Raw genomic sequence first — 18,514 nt, 5'->3', positions numbered from 1 at the left:
GCATCAAAAATCATAGCTGCTTGCGCTTGCTGTAGGCCGATTTCAGATTCATTTGGCTTGAAATCATTGTCTGGCAAGCGCAAGCCACTATCAATTTCGAACCACCCTGCCCCGCGCTCAAGGCAGCGGGATCAGGATACGGAAGTCCGTTCGTCCGGGCCGGCTGTCCAGTTCGATCACGCCGTGGTGCTGCTGCACGAAGGTCTGCGCCAGGGTCAGCCCCAGGCCGCTGCCACCCTCGCGGCCCGACACCAGGGGGTCGAACACGCGGTCCTTGATCGCCTCCGGCACGCCGGGCCCGTTGTCGATGACATGCAAGTCCAGTGCCAGGCGGCAGCGCTGCTTGCCGATGGTGATCTGCCGCGCCACGCGCGTGCGCAGCACGATCTCGGCGTCGCCCTGCGCGATGCGCTGGCCCAGCGCCTGCGCGGCGTTGTGCACGATGTTGAGCAGCGCCTGGATGAGTTGCTCGCGGTCGCCGCGGAAGTCGGGAATCGAGATGTCGTAGTCGCGCCGCACCGCCAGCCCGCGCGGGAACTCGGCGGCGATCAGCGCGCGCACGCGCTCGCACACCTCGTGGATGTTCACGTCGCCCACCACCTGCGGGCGGCGGTGCGGCGCCAGCAGGCGGTCCACCAGCTGCTGCAGGCGGTCGGCCTCGCGGATGATGACCTGCGTGTATTCGCGCAGCTCGCGGCTGTCGATCTCCATCTCCAGCAGCTGCGCGGCGCCGCGGATGCCGCCCAGCGGGTTCTTGATCTCGTGCGCCAGGTTGCGGAACAGCTCCTTGTGCGCGCGCGCCTGGTTGGCGGCGCGCTCCTCGCGCTCCTGGCGCGCCTGCTGCTCCAGCGGCACCAGCTCGACGATCAGCTCGCCCTTGGCTTCGGTCTGCGCCACGATGGCGTGCACCGGCCACGGCTCGCCACCCAGGCGGCGCAGCTGGGCCTCGTAGCGCAGCGCCGCAAACTGGTTGCCGTGCGCGCCCTCCAGCGCGTGCTGAAACGCGGCCGCGTCGGCAAAGTAATGCGTCAGCGCCGTGCCCTCGATGCTGCGCGACGGCAGGCCCACGGCGTCTTCGAGCGCGGCGTTGGCAAAGCGCACCACGCCGCCCGCGTCCACCACGGCCACGGGGGTGACCAGCAGATCGAGCGCCTGAAGGCGGGTGCGGGAAGATCGGTGGGCGGCGGGCATGGTGTGATAACCAATGCAAGCGGCGTGCCCGTCCGTGGGCCGTCGCTGCGCCATTTATACCAAATCAGGCCCCAGCGCTTGTGCAGCAAGCGCCAGCAGCTATCAATATCGAAGCATTCTGCGCAGGGTGGCCGCCGCGGCTCCGGCGGCCGCGCGGCGCGCTCAGCGCAGCCGCGACAGCTCGCGCTTCAGGCCGTCGATGTCGCTCTGGTTGCGGGCGATCGAGGCCTTCATCTCGGCCACGCGGTCCAGGTACTTCTGGTAGTTGCGCGCCTCGCCGCCGATCTTGTCGGGCTCGCCGTTGTTGTATTCCTTCACCAGCTCGGCCTGCTTGGCCTCGGCGCGGCGCAGTTCCTGCTCGAGGATGGCCTTGGCGTCGGAATCGCGCGCACGCTGCTCGGGCGTGTCAATGCGCGGGGCCGACGGCGGCGCGCTGGCCGTGCGCGGCGCCGCCGCGGCGCTGCGCGTGACGGGCGTTGGCGCCGGTGCGGCCGGCGCTGCTGCGGGCGCGGTGCCGCGCACCACGGTCACGTTGCCGCCTTCGACGAGCTTGCAGTCGCTGCGGCCCTTGATCTGGTTGGTGTATTCGTTGCCGCAGCGGTAGATGCGGTCCTGGGCCGACGCGGGCGCCGCCGCGCCCGCCAGCAAGCCGGCGGCCAGGCAGAGACAGGAAGTCAGCAGGAGAGGTTTCATGTCGGTGGTGTTCACGCGGCGGCCGGGGCCGGCACGCGTCTTAAAGCATTAAGTATCGAGCAAATAGACCCGCTTGACCACGCCATGTTCCCGCCCCACAAGGAAAAAGGGCGACCAAAGTCGCCCTTTTCGCCCGATTCGACTGCAATCGTTGTGATCAGATCACAGCGAGTAGTACATGTCGTATTCGGCCGGGTTGACCTGCACGCGGATGCGGTTGACCTCGGTCATCTTCAGCTCGATGAAGGCGTCGATCCAGTTGTCGGTGAACACGCCGCCCTTGGTCAGGAAGGCGCGGTCCTTGTCCAGCTCTTCCAGCGCCTGGTCGAGGCTGTGGCACACGGTGGGCACCAGCTTGTCCTCTTCGGGCGGCAGGTGGTACAGGTCCTTGGTGGCGGCCTCGCCGGGATGGATCTTGTTCTCGATGCCATCCAGGCCGGCCATCAGCAGCGCCGAGAAGCACAGGTAGGGGTTGGCCATCGGATCGGGGAAGCGCGCCTCGATGCGGCGTGCCTTGTCGCTGGCCACGTGCGGGATGCGGATCGAGGCCGAGCGGTTGCGGCTGGAGTAGGCCAGCTTCACCGGCGCCTCGAAGTGCGGCACCAGGCGCTTGTAGCTGTTGGTGGTGGGGTTGGTGATGGCGTTCAGCGCGCGGGCGTGCTTGATGATGCCGCCGATGTAGTACAGCGCCGTGTCCGACAGGCCCGCGTAGCCCTTGCCCGCGAACAGGTTCTTGCCGCCCTTCCAGATCGACTGGTGCACGTGCATGCCGCTGCCGTTGTCGCCGTGGTAGGGCTTGGGCATGAAGGTGGCCGTCTTGCCGTAGCTGTCGGCCACGTTCCACACCACATACTTCAGGCGCTGCGTCCAGTCGGCGCGTTCCACCAGCGTCGAGAACTTGGTGCCGATCTCCATCTGGCCGGCGCCCGCCACCTCGTGGTGGAACACCTCGACCGGCACGCCCAGTGCTTCGAGGATCAGCACCATCTCGGCGCGCATGTCGTGCGTGCTGTCGACCGGGGCCACGGGGAAGTAGCCGCCCTTGGTGGTCGGCCGGTGGCCGCGGTTGCCGCCTTCCAGCTTGGCGCCGGTGTTCCAGGGCGCCTCGTATTCCTCGATCTGGTAGAAGCTGTGGCCGGGCTCGGTGCTCCAGCGCACGCCGTCGAAGACGAAGAACTCGGGCTCGGGGCCGAAGTAGGCGGTGTCGCCGATGCCGCTGGCCTTGAGATACGCCTCGGCGCGCTTGGCCAGCGAGCGCGGATCGCGCTCATAGGCCTTGCCGTCGCCCGGCTCCAGCACGTCGCAGGTCAGCACCAGCGTGGGCTCTTCGTAGAACGGGTCGATGTAGGCCGTGCCGGGGTCGGGCATCAGCAGCATGTCGGAGGCCTCGATGCCCTTCCAGCCGGCGATCGACGAGCCGTCGAAGGCGTGGCCTTCGCTGAACTTGTCCTCGTCGAAGTGCGACGCCGGCACGCTCACGTGCTGCTCCTTGCCACGGGTGTCGGTGAAGCGGAAATCGACGAACTTGCACTCGTTTTCCTTGACGAGTTTCATGACGTCGGCGACGGACTTGGCCATCAGGTTCTCCTAAGCGGGGTGGGTGGTTTGAAAGGGTAACGGCGTGGGAAATGCAGCTTCCATGCCAACGCTGCGGCGCCCCGCAACGGCCGGCCACGGTCGTCATGCACGCGATTTTGCCTGTTCCTGAGCACGCTGCCGGCGCACGGCCGCGAATCTGCCGGGCACGCGCACCCCATCTTGGTGCATTCGTGCGGCATGCACCAAACACGGGAACTCAAGGACGCACCAGTTCGGGGCCATAGCGCAGCTGGTAGGGCAGCAGCCAGGCGCGCAGGTTGGCATAGGCCGCCGGCACCGCCTCGGCGGCGCCTTTCACGCCCAGCTCGATGTGTCGGCCGTGCTGCGGGTGGTCGACGCTGGGCAGGCTGAACACCTTCACGCCGGGGTGCTCGGCCTCGACGCGTTCCATCACCGGCGACAGCTCGGCCTCCGCGCCGCCGAAGATGATGACCGAGCGCTCTTGCCAAGCGCGCTGGCGAAAGCAATGCGACCAATGCGTGTCCAGCGCCCATTCGATCATCGGCCAGGCCATGACTGGAAAGCCCGGTACGCAATAAATAGCACCCCCCGCAGGCCCCGCAACGCTGAAACCCGGGATCTGGTTGTAAGGGTTGGGCACGATGCCCGCCCCTTCGGGGAACACGCCCATGTTCAGCCGGTGCAGGTTGTCGGCGCGCTCGGGTTCCCACGGCACACCCTCCTGCTCGGCCACGGCCTGCAGTCGCTGCAGGATCAGGCGCTTCGCCTCGGGGTGCAGCGCCAGCGGCACGCCCAGCGCGGCGGCGGCGCACTGGCGCGTGTGGTCGTCGGGCGTGGCGCCGATGCCGCCGGTGCAGAACACCACGTCGCCCGAGGCGAGCGCGTGCCGCAGCGTCGCCGTGATGCGCGCCGGCTCGTCACCCACGTACTGCGCCCAGGCCAGCGGCAGGCCGCGTGCGCCCAGCAGCTCGATCACATTGGCCAGGTGCTTGTCGGCGCGCTTGCCGGAGAGGATTTCGTCGCCGACGATGATGAGGCCGAACGACGGCACACGGGAGGATTCAGCTTGAACGGTTTGCATCGCGCCAGGGAACATCGGTGATGGAAGTGCGGGCATCGGCCGGTGGCAGCGCCCCCGCGGGTGGCGGTGCGGGCGGCGGCACCGGCTGCACGGCGCGCAGCTGCACCAGCGCATCCAAGCAGTAATGCGCGAACCACAGCGACGAGAACACGAACACGAAGGTGTAGATCCAGATCGCCAGCGGCACCAGCACCACGAACAGCGCCGCAAACAACACGCCCGAGGCCCACACGATGCCGGGCGCCGCGCCCATGTAGCCGGTGGCAATGCCCATGGCCAGCAGGGGCCAGCGGTGGGCCTTGAAGACGGCCGCGCGCTCGGCGCTGCTGGCGTAGTCGGCCAAGGCATCGAAGCTCATCACGCGGTAGGTCAGCCAGCCCCAGATCAGCGGCGGCAACAGCAGCACCAGCGGCGGAATCAGCCACAGCGGCAGGCTCACAATCAGCGCCACCACCGCCACCAGCAGCGAGCCGGCCGACCAGCCGATGGACGCCGCCAGCGACGCCCCGCCCTGCCGCCGCAGCGCCGGAAAGCGCCGCTCGGCCACTATGCGCGCCAGCGTCGGCGTCATCAGCGTCGACACCAGCACCAGCGAGGTCAGCACGATCACCGGCGTGGCCAGCGCCACCAATGCGAACGGCGCCAGCAGCGCCGCCAGCCCACCCGGCCAGCCCACCTGCAGGCGGTCATCCAGCCAGCCGACCACCGACCAACTGGCCAGCGCCGCGCGCATCCATTCGACCGCGCCGCTCCAGAAGAAATAGCCCAGCCCCAGCGCCACGACAGTCATCACCGCCAGCGGCAGCAATGTCATGCCGATCACGCGCGGCAGCAGCGCGTGGCCGAGCGCGCGGACGAAGGCGTCGAGGACGCGTTGGATCATGAACGGAGCATAGCGCGGCGGCTCCTGCGGCTGACCAGCCCCTGCGGGATGCGCCGGTGCGCTGGCCCATCAGCCTTTCAGCGCCGGAAAGTCCTCTTCGAAGTACTCGAACTCCCCGCCCGGCGTGGCCTCGCTGCGCTCATGCTCTGCCCTGCGCATCTGCACGCGGCGGATCTTGCCGCTGATGGTCTTGGGCAGTTCGGTGACGAACTGGATGCGCCGCACGCGCTTGTAGGGCGCCAGGCGCTCGCGCGAGAAGGCCAAGATGGCCTCAGCCAGTTCGGCGCTGGGGTGCTCGCCCGGCATCAGGGTGACGAAGGCCTTGGGCACGGCCAGACGCACCGGGTCGGGGCTGGGCACGATGGCGACTTCGGTCACCGCCGGGTGCTCGATCAGGCAGCTTTCCAGCTCGAACGGGCTGATGCGGTAGTCGCTGGCCTTGAACACGTCGTCGGCGCGGCCGACGAAGGTGATGTAGCCGTCGGCGTCGCGCGTGGCGGTGTCGCCGGTGCGGTAGCAGCCGTTGCGCATCACTTCCGCGGTCTTCTCGGGGCTGTCCTCGTAGGCCTCCATCAGGCCCAGCGGGCGCACCGCCAGGTTCAGCGACACCTCGCCCTCGTCGGACGGATGTTCGTCGATGTCGAGCAGCACCACCTCGTAGCCGGGAAGCGGGCGCCCCATGCTGCCGGGCTTGACGGGCTGGCCGGGCGGGTTGCCGATCTGCGCCGTGGTCTCGGTCTGGCCGAAGCCGTCGCGCAGGGTCAGGCCCCAGGCGTTCTGCAACTGGTCAATGATCTCGGGGTTGAGCGGCTCGCCAGCGCCGATCACCTCGCGCAGTGCCAGCCTGCTGCGCCAGGGCGCCAGGTCTTCCTGGATCAGCATGCGCCACACGGTGGGCGGCGCGCACAGGCTGGTGACCTTGTACTTCTGCAGCACGCCCAGCAGCGCCGCGGCCGAGAAGCGCGCGTAGTTGAAGATGAAGATGGTGGCGCCCGCGTTCCAGGGCGCGAAGAAGCAGCTCCACGCATGCTTGGCCCAGCCGGGCGAGCTGATGTTGAGGTGCACGTCGCCCGGCTGCAGGCCGATCCAGTACATGGTGCTGAGGTGACCCACCGGGTAGCTCTGGTGCGTGTGCAGCACCAGCTTGGGCTTGCTGGTTGTGCCGCTGGTGAAATACAGCAGCAGCGGGTCGGTGGCCTGCGTCGGGCCATCGGGTGCAAAGGTGGCGGGCACGCTGCCGCTGTCGTCGAAGCTCAGCCAGCCTGCCACCGACGCGCCGACGGCAATGCGGGTGTAGCTGCCGGGCAGCGCGGCAAACTTGGCGGCGTGCTCGCTGGCCACCACCACGTGGCGCACGTTGCCGCGCTCCAGCCGGTCCTGCAGATCGTCGGGCGTGAGCAGCATGGTGGCCGGGATCATCACCGCGCCGAGCTTGATGCAGGCCAGCATCAGCTCCCACAGCGCCAGCTCGTTGCCCAGCATCAGCAGCACGCGGTCGCCGCGGCGCACGCCCTGGGTACGCAGCCAGTTGGCGACCTGGTCGGAGCGTTCGCTGAGTTGCGCAAAGCTGCGCTTCACCTCGCTGCCGTCCTCGCCCACGATGTGCAGGGCCGTGGGTTCGTTGCCGCGCGCCATGGGGTCGAAGTAGTCGAGCGCCCAGTTGAACGGGCCCAGCTGCGGCCAGCGGAAGTCGCGGTAGGCGGTGGCGTAGTCGGTGCGGTGCTGCAGCAGGAAGTCGCGCGCCGCGATGAAGGCGCTGGCTTGGTCGGCCATGGCGGTGTCTCCGGTGTCGTTGTCAGGCGATGCGCCCTGCCGCACACTGCCACAGGGCTGCCGGATCATCTTAGCCGAGCCGCCACGCACCTTGCCGGCAGCAAGATGCCAGCACCCAGAATTCAAGCGAAAAGTGGCTGAAGCGCCCGTCCCACAAGCGCTGGCAGCTATCAATAAAGAAGCATCAAGGTTGCTGCCGCGGTGCCGGCGCCTTGGGTGCGGCCGGCACCTCGCGCCAGTGCACGTCCTGCACGCGCGTGGGCACCGATGCACCCGTCACATCGGCCGCGTCGGCGCGCGGCGTGGCGCTGCCGGGGTGCTGCTGCGGCCAGCGCTGGCGCGTCATCTCGCGGTAGCGGCGCCACAGCACGGTGACGGCGGCGGGCCGGCCGGTGAACAGGCTGCTGATCAGGCTGACGACGACCATCACCACCAGCCAGATCGCCAGGCTGGCGGCGAACACCAGGCCCAGCATGGCCAGCATGGCCCACACCAGCAGGCCGAGCACCACGCTCATCACGCGCCCCAGCCCACCGCCGGCAGCGGGCGAGGAAGAAGGCAATTGATGGAAAGACATACCGTTCATGCTCCGTCAGACCATGCGTCGGGTCGAAAGTTCAGCCGCCTCAGCCGGCCTTAAGGCAGCAGCGCGAGCGCGTGCAGATAGTCGGTCGCGCGCATCAGGGTACCCCAATCCGCCGCGGCTTGCCGGGGCAGCAGCGCGCGGCGGCGGGCGTCGCTGGCGCCGGAGGGCGCCCAAGCGCCCTTGATCTGTGCCTCGGCCAGGCCGTCGATGGCGTCGTCGAGCACGCTGCCGGCGCCCAGCGACTGGTTGCACAGCAGCGCCAGGTCGCAGCCGGCGTGCAGCGCGGCCAGCACGGCCTCGGTCGGTGTCACGGTGCGGCCCTCAATGTGGCGCGCGGCTTCCATGCTCAGGTCGTCGGTGAAAATGGCGCCACCAAAGCCCAGGCGCTGGCGCAGCACGGCCTGCAGCCAGCGGGCCGAATAGCCGGCGGGGTGTGAATCGACCTTGGGGTATACGACGTGCGCGGCCATCACCGCATCGAGCGACATGCCCAGCCAGCCATAGGGCGCGGCATCGTCGGCCAGGATGGCCTTGAGCGAGCGGCGGTCGCGCGGCAGGTCGGTGTGCGAATCGGCGGCGACGAAACCATGGCCGGGAAAGTGCTTGCCGCAATTGCCCATGCCGGCGCGCAGCAGGCCGTGCATCACGCTCTTGGCCAGCATGGCGACGACGCGCGCGTCGGCGTGGAAGGCGCGGTCGCCGATGACGCCGCTGGGACCCCAGTCGAGATCCAGCACGGGCGTGAACGAGAAATCGACGCCGCAGGCCCGCAGCTCGGCCGCCAGCACATAGCCGCAGGCGGTGGCGGCGTCCTGTGCGCGCATGGCATCGTGCATCCACAGCTCGCCCAGCGCGCGCATGGGCGGCAGGTGGGTGAAGCCATCGGTGCGAAAGCGCTGCACGCGGCCGCCTTCGTGGTCGACGCAGATCAGCAGGTCGGGCCGCAGCCGCTTGACGCTGGCGCAGAGCGCCGTGAGCTGCGCGCGGCCCTGCCAGTTGCGCCCGAACAGAATCAGCCCGCCCACCAGCGGATGCGCCAGGCGGCGGCGGTCGTCGTCGGTCAGCTCGGTGCCAGCGATGTCGATGATCAGGGGGGCGTGCTGCATCATGGGTTCAGGTGGGGTGAGCTTCGACAGCCTGAACAGCCGGACGCAGAGGACGCAAAGATTTCGCAGAAAGCGCAGAAGAAAACCAATAAAAGGGTTTCCTGCATTTTTTGCGTCCTCTGCGTCCGGCTGTTCAAGGCATCCAAGTATGCGGCGAATCAGCCCACCGTCAGCGCGGCAGCTTCTCCACCACGCAGAAGCTGGCCGCGTACTCGCTCTCGTCGGTCACGCTGATGTGCGCGGCCAGGCCCTGCGCCTCGAACCACTCCTTCAGCCCGCCGTGCAACACGATCATCGGCTCGCCGCTGGGGCGGTTGGCGATCTCGCACAGGCGCCAGTGCATGGGCAGGCGCATGCCCAGGCCAATGGCCTTGCTGAACGCCTCCTTGGCCGAAAAGCGCGTGGCCAGGTAGCGCAGGCCGCGCTCGGGCCAGCGTGCGCTGCGGCGGCGCCACACGGCCAGCTCGGTCTCGCTCAGGATCTTCTGCGCGAAGCGCTCGCCATGCCGCTCGAAGCTGGCACGGATGCGGCGGATGTCGCAGATGTCGGTGCCGATGCCGTGGATCATCCCGGCATCTCCAGCGGCACGCGCGCCAGCAGCTCGAAGCGCGGGACGGCCTCCTCCAGCTGGCCCAGCACCAGCGCATTGAACACGGCGCGGATGACGATGCGGCGCGCGTTCCAGTCGTCGGCAATTTCGCGCGCCGCACGCTCGCTGGCCACGGCGGCCAGGGTGATGTGCGGCACGAAAGGCCGGTCGGCCCGCCGCGCGCCGGCGAACAGGCTGCCGGGCCGGTGCAGGCTGTCGTGCCAGCGGCCCAGCGTGCTCAGGCCCTCGTCGGGCAACAGCAGCACGTGGGCTGCGCCCTGCCCCGTCCACCACGGCATGGCGCGGCGAAACACCGCATCGCACGGCCACAGCGTGGCGGCCACCTCGCGCAGTTGCGACAGCGCCGGCCCCTCGGCCACCGACTGCGCGAACACCAGGGTGACATGCGGGCCGAGCAGCGCTGCCTGCGGATCGTGCGCGCGCCGCACGGCGTCGATGGTGCGCTCGTCGGCCGCGCTGAGGTGCGGGAAGGCGGTGACGTAGAGCATCTAAGCCGCCGCGAAGGCCGCGTCGATGCAGCGCAGGTAGTCGCGCACCGTGGCGGCGTAGCCCAGCTCCAGCGCGTCGGCGATCAGCGCATGGCCGATCGACACCTCGGCCACGCCGGGCACGGCGCGCAGGAAGTCGGTGAGGTTGTCGCGGTTCAGGTCGTGCCCGGCGTTGACGCCCAGGCCATTGGTCAGCGCGGCCTGCGCGGCGCCGCCGTAGGCGATGAGTTGCTGCCGGCGTACGGCCGGATCGGCGTGCGCGGCGGCATAGGGCTCGGTGTACAGCTCGACGCGGTCGGCACCGACCTCGGCGGCCCAGGCCATCAGCGCCGGCGCCGGGTCCATGAACAGGCTGACGCGCACGCCCAGGCTGCGGCATTCGGCCACCAGGGGCTTGACGCGCGCGCGCACGGCTGCATCGTCCAGCTGCCAGCCGTGGTCGCTGGTGAACTGGTCTTCGCTGTCGGGCACGAAGGTGGCCTGGTTCGGACGCACGTCGCGGATGAAGGCCATCAGGTTCTGCGTCGGGTTGCCCTCGATGTTGTATTCGCGGCCGGGCCAGCGCTGCATCAGCGCGGCGAGTTCATGCACGTCGGCGGCACGGATGTGGCGCTCGTCGGGCCGCGGGTGCACGGTGATGCCGTGCGCGCCGGCCTGCAGGCACAGCTCGGCCGCGCGGGTGACGCTGGGAATGCCCAGGTGGCGCGTGTTGCGCACCAGGGCGACCTTGTTGACGTTGACCGACAGCTGGGTTTGGGGGGTGGTGGTGTTCACGACAGGCTCTGCAGATCCATCATCAGCTGCCGCGTGCGCAGCGTGCCGACGCCGCAATGGTAGTGGAGCAGCGCGCGCAGCTGCTGGCGCAGGCGGGTGCGCGCGTCGGCCGGCAGGCCGGCCACGGCGTGCAGCGTCGCCAGGAACGGCGCCGCGTCGTCCATCGCCGCAGCCAGCGCCTGCCAATGGCTGCCCATCAACCAGCTGTCATCCTCGTCGTGTGCCGCGCGCAGGCCGCCTTCGGCCACCAGGCGGTATGACGCCTCGGCAGCCAGCGGCGCGAAGGTGAGCGTCTGCGCATCCAGCGCGGGCAGGTGGCCGGTCTCGCGCAGCAGCAGCAGTTCGAAGGCGCGCAGCGCGGCGGCCACCAGCGGCTCGGCATGCTCCGACGCCAGCACCTGCACCAGTGCGGCGTAGGCGTCGAACAGGCGCGGGTGCGCGTCCTCGCGCGCCAGCAGGCGCAGCAGCAGTTCGTTGGCGTAATAACCCGACAGCAGCGCTTCACCGGTGGGCATGACCTGGCCGCCACCCCATTCGGCGCTTTTCAGCGTGCGGATTTCGGCGTCGCCGCCCCAGCTGAGCGACAAGGGCTGCAACGGCAGCAATACCGGGCGGAAGTTGGACGAGGGCCGCTTGGCCCCCTTGGCCACCAGCGCCACGCGGCCATGCGCGCGTGTGAAGGCCTCGACGATGACGCTGGATTCGCTCCAGTCGTAATGGTGCAGCACGTAGGCGGGCTCGTGCGCGACGCGTTTCATGGGTGGGTGGGAAAGCTGGCCTCGTCGGCCAGCATTGCAAAAAACATAGCTTCTTGCGCCTGATTCATAAGGATTTCAGATAGTTTTATATCTGAAACCCTTATATAGCAGGCGCAAGCAGCTATCAAAATAAAACCGTGCCGGATGGATGGCGCGGCTCATTCATAGCCGAAGCTGCGCACGCGCGCCTCGTCGTCGGCCCAGCCGCTGCGCACCTTCACCCACAGCTCGATGAACACCTTGCAGTCCATCAGCTTTTCCAGCTCCTGCCGCGCCTCGGTGCCGATGCGCTTGAGGCGCTCGCCCTTCTCGCCGATCACCATGGCCTTGTGGCCGTCGCGCTCGACCACGATGGTGGCGGCAATGCGCACCATGCGGCCGTGCGCCCTGCTCTTTTCTTCCTTGAACTGGTCGATCACCACGGTGGAGGTGTAAGGCAGCTCGTCGCCCGTCAGGCGGAACAGCTTCTCGCGCACCACCTCGCTGGCCAGGAACTTCTCGCTGCGGTCGGTCAGCTCGTCATCGCTGTACCACCAAGGTTGCTCGGGCAGGTAGCGCTCGCAAATCTGCAGCAGCCTGCGCACGTCCTTCGGCTGCTTGGCCGACATGGGCACGAATTCGGCGAACGGGTGGCGCTCCTGCATGTCGCGCAGCCAGGGCGCCACCTCGGCGCGGCGGTGCACGGTGTCGAGCTTGTTGGCCACCAGGATGGCGGGCGTGCCCGCCCTGAGCAGCGACAGCACCTTGGCATCGCCCAGCGTGAAGCTGCCGGCCTCGACCACGAACAGGATCAGGTCGACACCGTCGATGGCGCCCAGCACCGTCTTGTTGAGCGACTTGTTCAGCGCCGCCGAGTGCTTGGTCTGGAAGCCCGGCGTGTCGACGAACACGAACTGCGTGCCGCCACCCTGCTCGTTGGTCAGCGTGCGGATGCCGGTGATGCGGTGGCGCGTGGTCTGCGCCTTGCGACTGGTGATGCTGATCTTCTGGCCCACCAGCGCATTCAGCAGCGTGGATTTGCCGACGTTGGGTTTGCCGACGATGGCGATCAGGCCGCAGCGCTGCACCGGCTCGGCGCTCAGGGGTTCAGCATCATTTCGGCCGTCAGGCGGCGCCGGATCAGCGCCGGCAGCTCTGTTTTCAGGAGTATTCATGTGGCGTTCGATTCCAGCATCTGCAGCATGGTGGCGGCCGCCGCCTGCTCGGCGGCACGGCGCGAAACGCCCTGGCCCAGCGCTTCCAGATCGAGCTGCGGCACCCGGCACGCCACCTCGAACGTCTGGCGGTGCGCGGCCCCCAGGATCTGCGTCACCTCGTACTGCGGCAGCGCCATCTTGCGCCCCTGCAGCCATTCCTGCAAGGCGGTCTTGGCGTCCTTGGCGGCGGCGGACATGGCGGGAGAAATCTCGACCCGCTCGAACAGCCGGCGCACCAGCGCATCGGCTGCAGCCGGGCCGCCATCGAGGTACACGGCGCCGATGATGGCCTCCAGCGCATCGGCCAGGATGGAGGGGCGGCGCTGGCCGCCCGAGCGCATCTCGCCCTCACCCAGGCGCAGCAGCGGCGACAGATCCAGTTCCAGCGCCAGACGGTGCAGGCTGTCCTGCCGCACCAGGTGCGCACGCAGGCGCGACAGATCGCCTTCGGCCCCGCTGCCCAGCGCCTCATACAGCATGTGCGCCACGGCCAAACCCAGCACCGAATCGCCCAGGAATTCCAGGCGCTCGTTGTGGTCGGCCGAATAGCTGCGGTGCGTCAGCGCCTGCTGCAACAGGGCCGGCGTCTTGAACGGGTACTGCAGCCGCGCCTGCAAGGCCTGCAGGCTGGCGAGCGCACTCACGGGGCGCGCCGAGCGGGGGCGAGACTCAGTTATAGCCACTCGCCGACGAGCCGCGGTACTTGAGCAGCAGATAGGCTGGGCCAGCGAGCGGAATTTCCTTGTCGTAAGCGAACTCGACCACCACCTTGTCACCCTGCTTGGTGATTTCCAGGTCCTTGCCGGAAATGGAGCTGATGTAGTCCACGGCGGCCGTGCGGTCGAAGGCGGCGCGCACCGCGGGCACGGTGTCGCCGTCGGCAGCGGCCTTCTTCACGGCCTTCTGGATCGCCATGAACTCGGTCGCCGTGGGCAGCACGCGCGCGCCCACGATGGCCAGCAACGCCAGCACAATGCCCAGGATCAGCAGGCCGATGAAGGAAATGCCGCGCTGCGACGACAGACGTTGGTGCATCATTTTGTCCACTCGATGGTGAAGAGAATCAGTTGAAAGCGCCGATGCGCTTGAGATCGCCGAAGTTCATCCAGACGAAGAAGGCCTTGCCGACGATGTTGCCGTCGGGCACGAAGCCCCAGAAGCGCGAATCCAGCGAATTGTCGCGGTTGTCGCCCATCACGAAGTAATGGCCTTCCGGCACCTTGCAGCTCACGCCTTCGACGCTGTAGCGGCAATTGTCCTTGTATTGAAAGTCGAACGCGCCGGCGACGAAGCCGGGTCGGCGGTCGTCGACGATGATCCGGTGATTTTTCACGCCCAGTTGCTCGTCGAACTGCTTGTAGTACTCCATCGTCGATTCGTCGAAGAAGTCCGAGGCCACCGCGCGCGGCATGGGCTGGCCGTTCACCGTCAGCTGCTTGTTCAGGTACGACACCTCGTCGCCCGGTACGCCGACCACGCGCTTGATGTAGTCCACGCTGGGCTGCGGCGGGTAGCGGAACACCACCACGTCGCCGCGCTGCACGGGCTTGCCCTCGGTCAGGCGGGTGTGGATCACCGGCAGCTTGAGCCCGTAGGTGAACTTGTTCACCAGGATCAGGTCACCCACCAGCAGGGTGGGGATCATCGAACCCGAAGGAATCTTGAACGGCTCGAACACGAACGAGCGCAGCATGAAGACGATCAGGATCACCGGGAACAGCCCGGCGGTCCAGTCCAGCCACCAGGGCTGTGCCAGCACGCGCTCGCGCGCCGTGGCCAGGTCGCCCTGATCAACCTGCGTGATGCCCTGCGCGGCCAGATCGGCGCGGCGCTGGTCGGCCTGCTGCTGCAGCGCATCGGCCGCGGCGCGGCGGCGCGGCAGGAAGATGAAACGCTCGGCCAGCCAGTACAGCCCCGTCACCACGGTTGCCATGAACAGCAGCAGCGCGAAGTTGCCCTCGATGGCGCCCAGGTACCAGGCCGTGCCGTAGCCGACGAACGCGGCCAGGATGATCGCGGTCAGGATCGGCATCAGTCCTCCACCTGCAAGATCGCGAGGAAGGCCTCCTGCGGCACCTCGACCGAACCAATCTGCTTCATCCGCTTCTTGCCTGCCTTCTGCTTTTCCAATAGTTTGCGCTTGCGGGTGATATCCCCCCCGTAGCATTTTGCCAGCACGTTCTTGCGCAACGCCTTGATGTTCTCGCGCGCGATGATGTTGGCGCCAATGGCCGCCTGGATCGCCACGTCGAACTGCTGACGGCTGATGATCTCGCGCATCTTGGCCGCCACCGCACGGCCACGGTACTGGCTCTGGCTGCGGTGCACGATGATGGACAGCGCATCGACCTTCTCGCCGTTGAGCAGGATGTCGACCTTGACCACGTCCGACGGGCGGTATTCCTTGAACTCGTAGTCCATGCTGGCGTAACCGCGGCTGACGGATTTGAGCTTGTCGAAGAAGTCCAGCACGATCTCGCCCAGCGGCAGGTCGTAGGTCAGCATCACCTGCCGGCCGTGGTAGGCCATGTTGAGCTGCACGCCGCGCTTCTGGTTGGCCAGCGTCATCACCGGGCCCACGTAGTCCTGCGGCATGTACAGGTGCACGGTGACGATGGGCTCGCGAATCTCGTGGATCTTGCCCTGGTCGGGCATCTTCGAAGGGTTCTCGACCATGATGACCTCGCCGTCGGCCTTCTCCACTTCGTACACCACGCTGGGCGCGGTGGTGATCAGGTCCATGTCGAACTCGCGCTCCAGGCGTTCCTGCACGATCTCCATGTGCAGCAGGCCGAGAAAGCCACAGCGGAAGCCAAAACCCAGCGCCTGCGACACCTCGGGTTCGAAGTGCAGGCTGGCGTCGTTGAGCTGCAGCTTCTCCAGCGAGTCGCGCAGTGCGTCGTACTGGTTGGCCTCGGTCGGGTACAGCCCGGCGAACACCTGCGGCTGGATCTCCTTGAAGCCGGGCAGCGCCTTGTCGGCCGGCCCCAGGTTGTTGGGCAGCTTCTTTTCCAGCGTGATGGTGTCGCCCACCTTGGCGGCTTTCAACTCCTTGATGCCGGCAATGATGTAGCCCACCTCGCCCGCCTCCAGCGACTCGCGCGGCACCTGGCCGGGCGTGAACACGCCCACGTTGTTGGCCTCGTAGGCGGCGCCGGTGGCCATCATCTTGAAGCGCTCGCCCTTCAGCAGGCGCCCGTCGACCACGCGCACCAGCATCACCACGCCCACATAGGCGTCAAACCAGCTGTCGATGATCATGGCGCGCAGCGGCGCATCGGGCTGACCGCGCGGCGGCGGCACCTTGGCGACGATCTGTTCGAGCACCTCGTCGATGCCCATGCCGGTCTTGGCCGAGATGGCGATGGCTTCGCTGGCGTCGATGCCGATCACGTCCTCGATCTCGGACTTGGCGTTGTCGGGATCGGCCTGCGGCAGATCCATCTTGTTCAGCACCGGCAGCACCTCCACACCCAGGTCGAGCGCGGTGTAGCAGTTGGCCACCGTCTGCGCCTCGACGCCTTGCGAGGCGTCGACGACGAGCAGCGCGCCTTCGCAGGCCGAGAGCGAACGCGAGACTTCATACGAGAAGTCCACGTGGCCCGGCGTGTCGATCAGGTTGAGGTTGTAGACCTTGCCATCGCGCGCCTTGTATTGCAGTGCGGCGGTCTGCGCCTTGATGGTTATCCCCCGCTCCTTCTCGATGTCCATCGAGTCGAGCACCTGCTCGCTCATCTCGCGATCAGTGAGGCCGCCGCAACGCGAGATGAGTCGATCGGCCAGCGTGGACTTGCCATGATCGATGTGCGCAATGATTGAAAAATTTCTGATGTGGTCCATCAACGAATGCAGGCAAGTATTTGAATTACCGAGGCGCGCACATGAAAAAAGGGCGCGCCAGTGATGTGACGCGCCCTCAACCAACAATCTATGGCAACTGCGATAGTTGGGACTTCATTGTAGGCAAAAAAGCGCGTCACCATGAGCCCTTCTTCGTGGCCGCGCCACCGTTGCGGTGTAGCAACGCATCTTTATCAACAACTTATCAACAGTTTCCGAAGAACAATTTCTGGACAACCGGGATGTCCCGGGAACGGCACAGGAATGGCGAGAGGGCTTGTCACATCGTGGTGGCAAAAAACCCATTCATATGCGCGAAGCAGCCAGTCAGCGGCTCGAATTCTATCCAAATTCATATGTAGGCCCCGCGCATGACCAGCCTGTACACAGCTTGTCCGCTGCCACTGATCGGGCACCAGCGTCGTAAAAAACCCCAAGTCCGAGTTTGGAGCGGGGTTTTTAAGGGGTCATCAACGGTTGGGGCGTACCAGGACAAACTGCACCAGATCGCCGCGCTGGATCAGCATGTTCACCGGTCGATTGCGATCAGCCTTGCCCACTGCGGACTCGAACTCGCGCACGTTGTTGATCTCGACGTTGCCGACGGACAGGATCACATCGCCCTCGCGCAGGCCGGCGCGCGCACCAGCATCCGCCGCGGCTTCCACGCGCACGCCACGCTTGACCTTCAGTTCGCGTTTTTGCGCCTCGGTCAGATCCACCACCGTCAGGCCCAGGGCCTGCACCGTGCCGGCGGCCTTGGGCGCTTCGCTGCTGCGCGCAGCCGGCCGGCGGGCGGTCTGCTCGGGCTCCAGCTCGGCGATGGTGATGTTCAGGTCGCGGTTCTGGCCACGGCGGAACACCGTGATGGCGCTGCGCGTGCCCGGCTTCGTGTTGCCCACCTGACGCGGCAGGTCGGACGCCTTCTCGATGGCACGACCCTCGAAGCGGGTGATGATGTCACCCGCCTCAACGCCGGCCTTCTCGGCAGGAGAGCCCGCTTCCACACTGCGCACCAGCGCACCTTGCGGCTTGCCCAGACCGATGGATTCGGCCACCTCGCGCGTCACCTCGGCAATCTGCACGCCGATGCGCCCGCGCGTCACGCGACCGCTGGCGCGCAACTGTTCGCTGACGCGCATGGCCTCATCGATCGGAATGGCAAAGGAAATGCCCATGAAGCCGCCCGAGCGCGAATAGATCTGGCTGTTGATGCCCACCACCTCACCGCGCATATTGATCAGCGGACCCCCCGAATTGCCGGGGTTGACGGCCACGTCGGTCTGTATGAAGGGCAGGTAGTCACCCGTGTCGCGCTGCTTGGCGCTGACGATGCCGGCCGTGACGGTGTTCTCCAGCCCGAACGGCGAGCCGATGGCCATCACCCATTCACCCACGCGCAGGCGGTTCACGTCGCCGATGCGCACCGACGGCAGGCCCGTGGCCTCGATCTTGACCACCGCCACGTCGGTGCGCTTGTCGGCGCCGACGAGCTTGGCCTTGAATTCGCGCTTGTCGGGCAAGGTCACCAGCACTTCGTCGGCCCCGTCGACCACGTGGGCGTTGGTCATGACGTAGCCGTCCGGCGAGATGATGAAGCCCGAGCCGACGCCGCGCGGCACCTCGCGCTCCGGCTGTTCCTGCGGCGCCTGGCGCGGGCCCTGGCGTGGCACGTTGGGCAGTGGAATGCCGAAGAAGCGCCGGAAGAATTCCTGCATCTCCTCGTCCACCTGCCCGCCTCGCCCGGCGCCGGCACGCACGCGCTCGACGGTGCGGATGTTGACCACGGCCGGACCCACCTGTTCGACCAGATCGGTGAAGTCGGGCAGACCGCGCACCGAAGGCGCCACAGGCACCGGCGCCTGCGCCACCGAAATCGCCGGCATCGCCAGCGCTACCGCCGTCAGCAAGGGGGCTGCCATGGCGGCCACGCTCAATTTCTTCGTCATCAGCATCGGTCTTCAGCTTTCTTTTC

Annotated in this window: 18 protein-coding genes; all 18 read right to left on the bottom strand. The window is 67.3% G+C overall.

What is annotated here, in order from left to right:
• Positions 1-117: 117 nt before the first annotated feature.
• Positions 118-1,191: a nitrogen regulation protein NR(II) gene (gene glnL, locus ACFSCU_RS10810; RefSeq protein WP_257645848.1), complete on the bottom strand. Its 1,074-nt coding sequence runs from the start codon at positions 1,189-1,191 to the stop codon at positions 118-120.
• A gap of 162 nt (positions 1,192-1,353) precedes the next feature.
• The gene (locus ACFSCU_RS10805) at positions 1,354-1,884 is read right to left on the bottom strand and encodes a hypothetical protein (protein WP_180551223.1); all 531 of its coding nucleotides are present in this window, start codon (positions 1,882-1,884) and stop codon (positions 1,354-1,356) included.
• Between the two features lie 162 nt (positions 1,885-2,046).
• Positions 2,047-3,462, bottom strand: coding sequence for a type I glutamate--ammonia ligase (glnA, locus tag ACFSCU_RS10800; RefSeq protein WP_377560665.1), 1,416 nt, complete (start codon positions 3,460-3,462; stop codon positions 2,047-2,049).
• Positions 3,463-3,679: 217 nt separating this feature from the next.
• Positions 3,680-4,525 carry a competence/damage-inducible protein A gene (locus tag ACFSCU_RS10795; RefSeq protein ID WP_377560663.1) on the bottom strand — a complete coding sequence of 282 codons (846 nt, stop codon included), beginning with the start codon at positions 4,523-4,525 and terminating at the stop codon, positions 3,680-3,682.
• Positions 4,506-5,408, bottom strand: a complete 903-nt coding sequence (locus ACFSCU_RS10790; protein WP_377560662.1) for an EI24 domain-containing protein — start codon at positions 5,406-5,408, stop codon at positions 4,506-4,508. Before ACFSCU_RS10790 ends, ACFSCU_RS10795 begins: the two co-directional genes overlap by 20 nt.
• A gap of 69 nt (positions 5,409-5,477) precedes the next feature.
• On the bottom strand, positions 5,478-7,181 hold the full coding sequence (locus ACFSCU_RS10785; RefSeq protein ID WP_180551222.1) for an AMP-binding protein: 1,704 nt from the start codon (positions 7,179-7,181) through the stop codon (positions 5,478-5,480).
• A gap of 184 nt (positions 7,182-7,365) precedes the next feature.
• Positions 7,366-7,758, bottom strand: a complete 393-nt coding sequence (locus ACFSCU_RS10780; protein ID WP_377560661.1) for a hypothetical protein — start codon at positions 7,756-7,758, stop codon at positions 7,366-7,368.
• Positions 7,759-7,817: 59 nt separating this feature from the next.
• The gene (gene nagZ, locus ACFSCU_RS10775; protein ID WP_377560660.1) at positions 7,818-8,876 is read right to left on the bottom strand and encodes a beta-N-acetylhexosaminidase; all 1,059 of its coding nucleotides are present in this window, start codon (positions 8,874-8,876) and stop codon (positions 7,818-7,820) included.
• 166 nt (positions 8,877-9,042) lie between these two features.
• Positions 9,043-9,441, bottom strand: a complete 399-nt coding sequence (acpS, locus tag ACFSCU_RS10770; RefSeq protein ID WP_180551220.1) for a holo-ACP synthase — start codon at positions 9,439-9,441, stop codon at positions 9,043-9,045.
• Entirely contained in the window at positions 9,438-9,971 is a 534-nt protein-coding gene (locus ACFSCU_RS10765; protein WP_180551219.1) for a 2'-5' RNA ligase family protein, read from the bottom strand. The genes acpS and ACFSCU_RS10765 overlap by 4 nt, the downstream gene beginning before the upstream one ends.
• On the bottom strand, positions 9,972-10,745 hold the full coding sequence (locus ACFSCU_RS10760; protein ID WP_377560658.1) for a pyridoxine 5'-phosphate synthase: 774 nt from the start codon (positions 10,743-10,745) through the stop codon (positions 9,972-9,974).
• On the bottom strand, positions 10,742-11,503 hold the full coding sequence (recO, locus tag ACFSCU_RS10755; RefSeq protein WP_180551218.1) for a DNA repair protein RecO: 762 nt from the start codon (positions 11,501-11,503) through the stop codon (positions 10,742-10,744). Before recO ends, ACFSCU_RS10760 begins: the two co-directional genes overlap by 4 nt.
• A 158-nt stretch (positions 11,504-11,661) precedes the next feature.
• The gene (era, locus tag ACFSCU_RS10750; protein WP_180551217.1) at positions 11,662-12,657 is read right to left on the bottom strand and encodes a GTPase Era; all 996 of its coding nucleotides are present in this window, start codon (positions 12,655-12,657) and stop codon (positions 11,662-11,664) included.
• Complete coding sequence (rnc, locus tag ACFSCU_RS10745) at positions 12,654-13,343, bottom strand: ribonuclease III (protein ID WP_180551216.1); 690 nt, start codon at positions 13,341-13,343, stop codon at positions 12,654-12,656. Before rnc ends, era begins: the two co-directional genes overlap by 4 nt.
• 25 nt (positions 13,344-13,368) lie before the next feature.
• Entirely contained in the window at positions 13,369-13,734 is a 366-nt protein-coding gene (locus tag ACFSCU_RS10740) for a DUF4845 domain-containing protein (protein ID WP_373368311.1), read from the bottom strand.
• Positions 13,735-13,762: 28 nt separating this feature from the next.
• Positions 13,763-14,731 (bottom strand): signal peptidase I, encoded by a 969-nt coding sequence (gene lepB, locus ACFSCU_RS10735; RefSeq protein WP_180551214.1) that lies wholly within the window; start codon positions 14,729-14,731, stop codon positions 13,763-13,765.
• Positions 14,731-16,539: a translation elongation factor 4 gene (lepA, locus tag ACFSCU_RS10730; protein WP_333706491.1), complete on the bottom strand. Its 1,809-nt coding sequence runs from the start codon at positions 16,537-16,539 to the stop codon at positions 14,731-14,733. Before lepA ends, lepB begins: the two co-directional genes overlap by 1 nt.
• A gap of 470 nt (positions 16,540-17,009) precedes the next feature.
• Positions 17,010-18,488, bottom strand: coding sequence for a DegQ family serine endoprotease (locus tag ACFSCU_RS10725; protein WP_333706489.1), 1,479 nt, complete (start codon positions 18,486-18,488; stop codon positions 17,010-17,012).
• Between the last annotated feature and the right edge of the window lie 26 nt (positions 18,489-18,514).

Origin of the sequence: Ottowia beijingensis (genome assembly GCF_042680925.1) — a bacterium.
In the GTDB taxonomy this organism is placed as follows: Bacteria; Pseudomonadota; Gammaproteobacteria; order Burkholderiales; family Burkholderiaceae_C; genus Ottowia; species Ottowia beijingensis.
This window is presented reverse-complemented; position numbering and strand designations above follow the sequence as displayed.